The following is a 5,936-nucleotide window of genomic DNA, read 5'->3' on the forward strand; positions in this document are numbered from 1 at the left end:
AACAATCAACAATCAACAATGAACCATGAACAATCAACAATCAACAATCAACAATCAACAAATGACAATTTGTCAATCCGCCAAATAGCTGAAAAAAGTTACGAGAAATGGCTGAGGCAGTTGCATCCAGATGCCGAAGACAATTATAGATAACTTTCTTAACAAAATGGAAAATTAGGATCAGAATTTTCTTTTTCCAGAGCTATATCACTCCGATAAAGTGTATCTGCTGTCTCAATCAATTGCTTCCTTACCTCCTTAAAAAAATGACAACTGAAGGAAAAGTTTTCGCCATTCTTTTGATGCAATTTAGTCTTCCTCCTGTCTCAGCAATGAAAGCGGTGGACGCTTGGCTAAAACAGCATCCTCAGGAAAATTGGGACACATTGAAAGAATTATTACAACAGAAAAAAATAACCATGGTTAACGGAAAGCTGACCACGATAACTCAACAGAGTTTTACCAATTCCGGTAACGGTGTTACCCGAAATCAAGGGGTTCAGCTAGGACAACCTCAGCCATCATCGGTGAAAACATTTCGATTTCGTGGGGTGACGTATCATAAAGTTGAAATGCCTCCAATTCAGCACTTTACGATGATTGATCAAACCGTTCCACCGGAGGTTTCCCAACCAAACTCTAATGATGATATACCCGGCGGTGATCCTCAAATCGTGAACTTTCATGAATATGCAGAACGCAAGAAGCGATCGCAAGAAAATCAGGTGAATCAGACAAAGCGATCGCAACAGCAAGGTTGATCTGAGGGAAACCGTTACATCTAATTAACAGTTGTCCTTAAGAAACGCTTCCACCTCGCGTCGGGTTGGTTGAGCCGCGATCGCACCGGGTTTGAGTGTAGTTAATCCACCCACAGCACTGGCGTATTTGACCACATCTCGTGCTGACTCTGGCGTCGCTAGACATTTCAGCCCATTCTGACAAAGTTGGTGAACAAAACCCGCGACAAAACCATCACCCGCCCCTGTGGTATCTTGCACATTCAGGGTAAAGGGTGAGAAGATGCCCTCCTGTTCACCGAGACAGTAGGTTGTGTCTTGATCTCCATTTGTCACCAAAACCCCTTCCACTGAATCCAGACGATGGGTAATCGCCCCTGCATCTGAGGTATCAAAGAATAATTCGGCTTCCTCTTTGGCGATTTTGAGAAAATCGATTTGCTTGACAAATTCTTCAATCAGTGGTTTTGCCTGACTGGGATCTGACCAAAACATGGGACGCCAATTAATATCCACCAATACTTTGACATCATAGCGATCAGCGAGATCTAAGGCTTGGTAAATCGCTTGTCGGGTTTGGGGATAGGCTAACTCCAGGGTACCCAAAACTAAATAATCAGCCCCCTCAAATAAGGATTCGGGTAACTTAGACGCATCAAGGAAAGCGTCGGCAAATTGGCAGGTGTCGAAATCACCAAACCCAGCAAATTCGCGATCGCCCTTTTCTGACCGCAGGACGTAAACCTGTCGGGTTGGTGCGGTAGGATGACGCTGGACACCACTACTATCCACACCCACATCCTCTAATAATTGGACAAGCTGGTTTCCTGGCTCATCGACTCCCACAGCTCCGATAAACGCCGCCGGGGTTCCCAACTTAACCAACGCACAAGCCACATTCGCTGGCGCTCCCCCAGGATAAGGCGTCCAGGATTCGACTTGTTCCAGGGATCGCCCCACCTGATTAGCTAGGCGATCGAATAAAATTTCACCGAGGCAGAGAACACGAGGATTAGTCACGGCAATATACACCTCAACTTTTCCCTCAGACTACCAGAGCCTTTACCTTTGGTTAAAAAGAATCTCTCAAACCAGGATTAGTTATGGCGTGTAGGTATCCCATAGTTCGTTAGAATTAAAAAGGCATAAGTAGATTTACCAAGGGCAAAATACCTATGGCTGGTGGCAAGTCAGATAAGTCAGTTTCTCTCTCAGACCGGGAATTACAAATTGTAGACCTGGTCGCCGCTGGTTTAACCAATCAGGAGATTGCCCAGGACTTGGAAATCAGTAAGCGCACGGTCGATAATCACATTAGTAACATTTTGCAGAAGACCCATACCGATAATCGAGTCGCACTGGTGCGTTGGGCATTGCAGTGGGGTAAAGTTTGTTTGAATGATATTAACTGTTGTACGTTACCTCCCAAGCCCAATAATAATGATGAGGTGGTTTCCTAGAAAAGAGAGATGGGGGAGATAATGACAAATGACCAATGACCGGAAATTAGGGATCAGGCTCCCCGTCCTTCGACAGGCTCAGGAACACCTTCTAGGACGGCTTTTTTATGCCTTTAATCCAGTCTCTAACCACTTCTGATATCATAAGGAAATTTTCTGTGTAATCCGTGTGTGAATAAGCTCTCACCTCCCTACCCCCATCTGGACAATAAATCCGTGAAATCAGTGTTTTGACCAATGACTCAACTATCGAGCAAACCGTGGTGGAAAATTCCCCTCCTAAATCGCTCCGGAGTCATCCGACTCGCTATACTGAGTCTAATCCTTGTAATAGTCCTACTTGGCGCATGGTTCCTGATGATCCGAATGCCTGGAGAAAGTTATCACGGTGAACTCCCACCCCTGACCCAGAAGGAAGTCACATTGCAAAATGCGCTTCAGCAAGATGTGGAAAAACTGGCGAGTGAAATTGGGCGACGCAACTATTTGTACTATGACGGTTTAATCGCAGCGACGGATTTTTTGGAACGAGAAATATCACAAGTCGGCTATAAAGTCAAGCGACAGGGATACGAGATTGATAATCAAACGTATTACAATCTTGAAGTTGAAATTATTGGCACTGAAAAACCCCAGGAAATCGTTGTCGTTGGCGGTCACTATGATTCAGTTTATACCAGTCCGGCGGCGAATGATAACGGTACGGGCGCAGCCGCAACCTTAGAATTAGCGCGTTTATTTGCCGGAAAACAGCCAGCTAGAACGCTGCGGTTTGTGGAGTTTGTGAATGAGGAACCGCCATTTTTCCAGACAGATGATATGGGAAGTCTAGTCTATGCTAAACAATGCCGCGATCGCAAGGACAATATTGTGGCGATGCTGAGTTTGGAAACGATGGGCTATTATTCCGATAAGATTGGTTCTCAGCAATATCCGTTTCCCTTAGACCAGATTTATCCCTTACAAGGAAATTATATCGGGTTTATCGGTAATTTAGGGTCAAGAAAACTCGTTCACAACGTCGTTGAATCCTTCCGCCGCCATGCAAAATTCCCCTCTGAAGGTGCGACGTTACCCCCGATGATTCCGGGTGTGGGTTGGTCAGATCAGTGGGCATTTTGGCAGCAGGGGTATCCCGGTGTAATGGTTACGGATACAGCGCCTTTTCGCTATCCATACTATCATACTGACGAAGATACACCTGATAAAGTGGACTATGAACGATTAGCGCGAGTTGTTGCAGGATTGGAGCAAGTTATTGCTGAGTTAGCCGGAAATAAAGTTAGATAACAAAATTTAGGGATTATAGCAGACAAACTCAGGAAGACGGTTCTGAATGGCATTCCATTCTCTGGCTAGATTCGTTTCCCCCGGACGAATCTTGCGTTGATTAAGTTCAGGATGACGGGCATAGAAAATCGCATCAGCAACTTCATTTGGACCCTAGCTTGAGGCTGGAAACCTTGGCTACTGGATTTGGCTGGCGCGATCGCAGTAGCAAGACTCAGGACAATGAGAGAAAGTTGGGTGATTGCGTGGGTGTTCATGTTTCAGCACCCCCATTACTGGACAACAACAATACTTCTACAATTATATATATTCTACAATGAATCTCTATTTGTCAAAACTCAGTAGTTCATAATCAACAATTCATTAATCTGTCCTCGCTGCATTGCCTTACTATTAATATTACGTTATTTGAGCCACCGCTCTCAGGTTATCTGCCTGACAAATTTTTGGATTTTTATATCGACCGATTGGAACATTAAATTCTCCTTTGGAGTTAACTCGGAACAATCCATTAAAACAGGTGCGGTTGAGAAAAATTAGCTGAGCGGTTCTCTCAACCCAGTCTGGGTAATAGGTATGGAAGTCTATTTGTTGACGCTGTAGGTTGAATTGAGAGCGGATTTGATAGAAATATTGCTTTCGTTTCCCACCTGCCCATTTTAAAAATGGTCTGGCTTGCATGGAATTTTTCATTAACTATAGAGATAGCCTATAAATATTATACAATAATTAAACCTGCCCCATTGTATACCAAATTGCTAAATAATGAAAGCAAACTTGTACCAAATTTTTGTACTTCCAGTAAACAGTTTTGTCAAGGTTTGAGGGAGGGCGACCCGATCCAATTGAGCGGATTGGAATTGTCCATTTATGCAGCGGGTCGCCCCTACATGCTGATGAATCTGTATTGATCGCCAAGCGCTATAGTCGGCTATATGGCGATTCTCAAAGTAATGAGGTAAACTTATTTTCTTTGTTCCCCATTTCCTCAATCTTAAACCTTGATCCTTACATGTTTGCATTTTTACCCATTTTTCCCCTCGCCCAAGCTACCCCTACACCCCCAGTGGAGATTGTACAGCCGCAAGACGTGCTTCCGTTACCGGGACAACTGGATCAAGTTCCGGTTTTCAATAGCAATAGTCCGGAACTTGTGCAAACCGAGGGGATTTTACTCTCGACGTTTCCTGGAAACAACAAAGCCACTCCTAGCGCCCACTTAAACTTTCCCTTTCAGGGGCGTTTTGATATCTTTGCCCATCATGTTGCTAAAGCACCAACCCCGGATAATTTACGGACGCTTTATTTGGGAATACTTGTGCATAATCCGGGTGAAGAATCGGTCACGGTTGATATTTTGCAAGCGGCTAGTTACTTAAGTCAACCTGATGCACCGTTTATCCAGTTACCCTCTCAAGTTGAGAATCCCCAAGGTACAGTATATGCAGGTCCCGGTAGTCGAGTGATGAGTGATATTTTAAGAGGCTATCGCCAAGCCGACTTTCCGCCGCAAGTGGTGATTCCGCCTCAAGAAAGCCGCCTGTTACTCAATTTACCAATTCCGGTTAAATTATTAGAACCACCGATTAATGGGCGTTCCACGTTAATGCGGTTACGCAGTGATGGACAAGTATACCTGGCGAGTCTCGCCCGTTATGCACCCACCGATGAGGCGGGAAATGAACGCGCCCCCACCCTGGTAGAATGGCAGCAGTTATTGGATACAGGGGAATTAGCTAGACCACGCGATCGCGCCCCTACTCCACCAGACTCAACCACGGGTAATATTATCTATGGTCGGGTTGCAGGTGTGGCTCAAGGTTCACAGTGGCAAACTCAGTTAACCGATAATCCCACCTCCCAAGTTTTGACGATTCCTGAACCGGGAGAAGCCTTTTCTTACGGATTGAGTACCTTAGCTGGTGGACGTTTAGGTACTGATCAAAGCCAGAGTGCGAGGATGCTGGTACGTTATCCTGATACTGCCTATTTTGCCCATGGTAATTATGGCGTGCAATATAGTTTAACCTTACCCTTATTAAATCCAACAAGGGACACACAAACGGTAACAATATCCCTACAAACACCTCTAAAACAAGAGCAAATTCAGCAGGGATTACGCTTTCTTGAACCTCCAGCAAACCAAGTCTTTTTCCGAGGAACGGTGCGACTACGGTATAACGATGATGCCGGATTACCTCGAACCGGGTATTGGCATTTAGTCCAACAGCGAGGACAAGAAGGGGAACCCTTAGTAACCTTGAATATGCCACCATCAAGTCAAAGATTAGTGCAATTTGATTTTTTGTATCCACCAGATGCAACGCCACCGCAAGTTTTGACAGTAGAAACGTTGCGTGATTCAGTCGGTGGGGACAATTAAAGTTGTCTTACAGCGCTTTTCAAGTAAGTGAGGTACACAGACAGATCCCCGACTTCTTCAAGA

At 44.9% G+C, this 5,936-nt stretch carries 6 protein-coding genes and 1 pseudogene; 5 read left to right on the forward strand and 2 right to left on the reverse strand.

From position 1 onward, the window contains the following. Window positions 1-266: 266 nt before the first annotated feature. On the forward strand, window positions 267-761 hold the full coding sequence (locus ACLFWI_RS25555) for a hypothetical protein (protein ID WP_446415254.1): 495 nt from the start codon (window positions 267-269) through the stop codon (window positions 759-761). A 24-nt stretch (window positions 762-785) separates the two neighbouring features. On the opposite strand, the gene ACLFWI_RS25560 is transcribed toward ACLFWI_RS25555, so the two are convergent. After that, on the reverse strand, window positions 786-1,760 hold the full coding sequence (locus ACLFWI_RS25560; RefSeq protein WP_446415255.1) for a carbohydrate kinase family protein: 975 nt from the start codon (window positions 1,758-1,760) through the stop codon (window positions 786-788). 155 nt (window positions 1,761-1,915) lie between these two features. Between ACLFWI_RS25560 and pedR the strand changes: the two genes are divergently transcribed. The 3 genes from pedR (at window position 1,916) to ACLFWI_RS25575 (ending at window position 3,490) form a co-directional block, all read left to right on the forward strand. Then, window positions 1,916-2,200 carry a photosynthetic electron transport-dependent transcriptional regulator PedR gene (pedR, locus tag ACLFWI_RS25565; RefSeq protein ID WP_446391314.1) on the forward strand — a complete coding sequence of 95 codons (285 nt, stop codon included), beginning with the start codon at window positions 1,916-1,918 and terminating at the stop codon, window positions 2,198-2,200. Window positions 2,201-2,430: 230 nt separating this feature from the next. Then, complete coding sequence (locus ACLFWI_RS25570; RefSeq protein ID WP_446415258.1) at window positions 2,431-2,592, forward strand: hypothetical protein; 162 nt, start codon at window positions 2,431-2,433, stop codon at window positions 2,590-2,592. Beyond that, complete coding sequence (locus ACLFWI_RS25575; RefSeq protein WP_446415257.1) at window positions 2,558-3,490, forward strand: M28 family peptidase; 933 nt, start codon at window positions 2,558-2,560, stop codon at window positions 3,488-3,490. The genes ACLFWI_RS25570 and ACLFWI_RS25575 overlap by 35 nt, the downstream gene beginning before the upstream one ends. A 405-nt stretch (window positions 3,491-3,895) precedes the next feature. On the opposite strand, the pseudogene ACLFWI_RS25580 reads toward ACLFWI_RS25575, so the two are convergent. Further along, window positions 3,896-4,135 (reverse strand): annotated as a pseudogene (locus ACLFWI_RS25580) (DNA adenine methylase); the annotation flags it as partial. A gap of 367 nt (window positions 4,136-4,502) precedes the next feature. Between ACLFWI_RS25580 and ACLFWI_RS25585 the strand changes: the two are divergent. Continuing rightward, window positions 4,503-5,873, forward strand: a complete 1,371-nt coding sequence (locus ACLFWI_RS25585) for a DUF3370 domain-containing protein (RefSeq protein ID WP_446415256.1) — start codon at window positions 4,503-4,505, stop codon at window positions 5,871-5,873. Window positions 5,874-5,936: the final 63 nt, after the last annotated feature.

The sequence above is a fragment of the Coleofasciculus sp. genome, assembly GCF_046539235.1.
GTDB lineage: Bacteria > Cyanobacteriota > Cyanobacteriia > Cyanobacteriales > Coleofasciculaceae > Coleofasciculus.